At 32.4% G+C, this 2650-nt stretch carries 3 protein-coding genes; all 3 read left to right on the top strand.

What is annotated here, in order from left to right; all coding sequences use genetic code 11:
* Positions 1-458 precede the first annotated feature (458 nt).
* Positions 459-653: a hypothetical protein gene (locus PGOND44_RS14775; protein ID WP_003445905.1), complete on the top strand. Its 195-nt coding sequence runs from the start codon at positions 459-461 to the stop codon at positions 651-653.
* A 15-nt stretch (positions 654-668) separates the two neighbouring features.
* Positions 669-866, top strand: coding sequence for a hypothetical protein (locus tag PGOND44_RS14770; protein ID WP_003445903.1), 198 nt, complete (start codon positions 669-671; stop codon positions 864-866).
* 277 nt (positions 867-1143) lie between these two features.
* A complete protein-coding gene (locus PGOND44_RS14765; protein WP_155943863.1) occupies positions 1144-1323 on the top strand; it encodes a hypothetical protein in 180 nt (59 codons plus the stop codon).
* Positions 1324-2650: the final 1327 nt, after the last annotated feature.

Below are 2650 nucleotides of genomic sequence, written 5' to 3'. Positions count from 1 at the left end.
CAACTTTCCTATGAGTAGCTCCTGGTTTTATATTGTACCTGACGGCACAATCTGGTGATATGATGATGCTTTGTGTTACCTATGTTTAGTCCCTAACGGGACAAATAGGAGTGTTGTTCTCTTTTACAAGGTAACGCTAAGCACAATTTTAAACCCCTCAACTCACTTTATCATTATATCCCGTCAGGGACTAGATCTCGGTAGAAAAAGTAATCGAAAAAATAGCGTGCCGTTAGGTACGCCCTATGGTTTGGGGATTGTTTTTCAACTTTCCTATGAGTAGCTCCTGGTTTTATATTGTACCTGACGGCACAATCTGGTGTTAGGATGATGCTTCGTGTTACCCATGTTTAGTCCCTGACGGGACAAATAGGAATGTTGTTCTCTTTTACAAGGTAAAGCTAAGCCCAATTTTAAATCTTACAAACTTACTTGGCATTAATTAAAATTATATTTTTATGAAAAATTTAGAATTAACTCAGATGGAAGGTTTGAGAGGAGGAGCATTGGATTGTTCTACAAAAGGAAAATTAGCTTTTATAGCTGGCGGAGCAATTTTTGGAGGTATTGCAGGATTAGGAGTTGGTGCCTTACTTGGTGGTTACGGAGCTGGTGTTATGATAACAATTTGTTGTGATGAAATGAATAATTAATTTAAAATATAAATTATGAAAGAATTAAACTTAAACGAATTAGAAATTATTGGTGGTAATAATGATACATACAGTAACTTCTGCGCAGGCTTTACAGCTGGAGCTATAGTTTATGGTGCTGGTGTGTTAGCAAATTTTTGGAATCCCGTTGGATGGGGGGGTGGAGCTGCTATATTAGCAATAGAAGCATCATGCTTAATTAATGAAATATGAATTTAATTAAAATTTTAATTCTAACTTGTATTACTATAGTTTCAATAATATTTTATTTAAAATATTTCACTAATTATAATCTTAGCATTTGGTATACTTATGCCATGTATATCATTTCGATGATTTTAATAATTCTTATTGTGAAATTGAAAAAATAATACAGTATTTTAATTTAAACCGTCTCCCACCCGAGGCGTTTTTTCTCTTTTACAAGGTAACGCTAAACACAATTTTAAATCTCACAAACTTGCTTGGCAGTAAATTAAAACTTATTTTTATGAAAAATTTAGAATTAACTCAGATGGAGAATTTGAGTGGAGGAGCCGATGCCTATTATTGTGGAGCAATGCTCACAGGAGTAGCTGTCGGTTTAATTGGTGGTGTTTTTGCCCCATTTTTGGGAGCAGGAATTGTTTCATATGGTTTAATTAGTATGGATGATAACGGATGTTTCTAATAATTTCAAATAAGACTTACAACTGAATTTAAATTTTCTATGAAATATATATTAACAAAAAAAGAATTTTTTTTTCTAAACTATTTGCGATCATATGCCTTTCTACATATTCTAGTATTATTCTTTTAAGGAATTTTAATAAGGATTTTAATCAATTTTTAGTATTAGCAACGATTCTTTTTATTATCAGTCTTATAGTTTTAACCTATAAATTGAGAAAAGATTACATAAGCATTAATGACAATGTGAATAAAAAATCTTAACATAAATTTACAGAAATATTTAATTTTATAGGAGGTCTTTTGGTTATTATTATGATATTGCTAAAAAAGTTTGAAATTGTACCTGGTAAGCTCATGGATATTGCATATATATTTATTATTTTAATATTAGTTGTTAATATCCTAACAAAAATTCGTAAGAAAGTTGAATGAGAAGTTACCTGTGAAGAAACTACAGGAGCTGTTTATGGAGCAGGTGTAGTAATGATGATGATTCCAGGTTTACAAGTTTTTGGTTTCGGTATTTCTGCTATGGCTCTAGCTGCTGGATATAATTGTTAATATATCTATTATGATTAAAAAAGATTTTTTATTTTTTATTGTAATAGTCTTTTCTATTTTTATTTTACTTTATTTAAACAGTAAATGGATAAAAGTAGTTTACTTTAGTTTATTTTCACTTTATTTCTTCTACTATGCTTATTTAATAAGAAATAAAAATAAAAAATTATAATGTCTTTTAACCGCCTCCCACCCGAGGCGGTCTTTCTCTTTTACAAGGTAAAGCTAAGCCCAATTTTAAACCTCTCAACTCACTTAATCAACATGTCCCGTTAGGGACTAGCTCTCGGTAAAAAAAGGTTAACGAAAAAAAAGCGTGCCTTTAGGTACGCCCTATGGTTTTGGGTGTTGTTTTTTGACGTCACTATGACTAGCTCCTGATTTTTATGTTGTACCTAACGGCACAATCTGATGATAGGATGATGCTTTATGTCACCCATGTTACCTATGTTTAGTCCCTAACGGGACAATTAGGAGTGTTCTTCTTTTTAAAACGCTATGGGTTTTGATATTTGTCCCGTTAGGGACTAGATCTCGGTAAAAAAAGATAAACGAAAAAAGACAGCGTGCCGTTAGGTACGCCCTATGGTTTGGGGATTGCTTTTCGACTTCCTTATGACTAGCTGCTGGTTTTTATGTTGTACCTGACGGCACAATCTGGTGATATGACGATGCTTTGTGCTACCTATGTTTAGTCCCTAACGGGACAATTAGGCTTATTCTTATTTTTTAAAACACTATAGATTTTGATTTTGTCCCGTTGG

It is taken from the genome of Psychroflexus gondwanensis ACAM 44 (genome assembly GCF_000355905.1).
Lineage (GTDB): Bacteria > Bacteroidota > Bacteroidia > Flavobacteriales > Flavobacteriaceae > Psychroflexus > Psychroflexus gondwanensis.
Note: the sequence above shows the minus strand (reverse complement) of the source record. Positions and strands in the feature narration are given on the sequence as shown.

Excerpts from the sequence above, each read along its gene's own strand:
- PGOND44_RS14770 (WP_003445903.1), top strand. The coding sequence starts at position 669 with ATGAAAGAATTAAACTTAAACGAATTAGAAATTATTGGTGGTAATAAT.
- PGOND44_RS14765 (WP_155943863.1), top strand. The coding sequence starts at position 1,144 with ATGAAAAATTTAGAATTAACTCAGATGGAGAATTTGAGTGGAGGAGCC.
- PGOND44_RS14775 (WP_003445905.1), top strand. The coding sequence starts at position 459 with ATGAAAAATTTAGAATTAACTCAGATGGAAGGTTTGAGAGGAGGAGCA.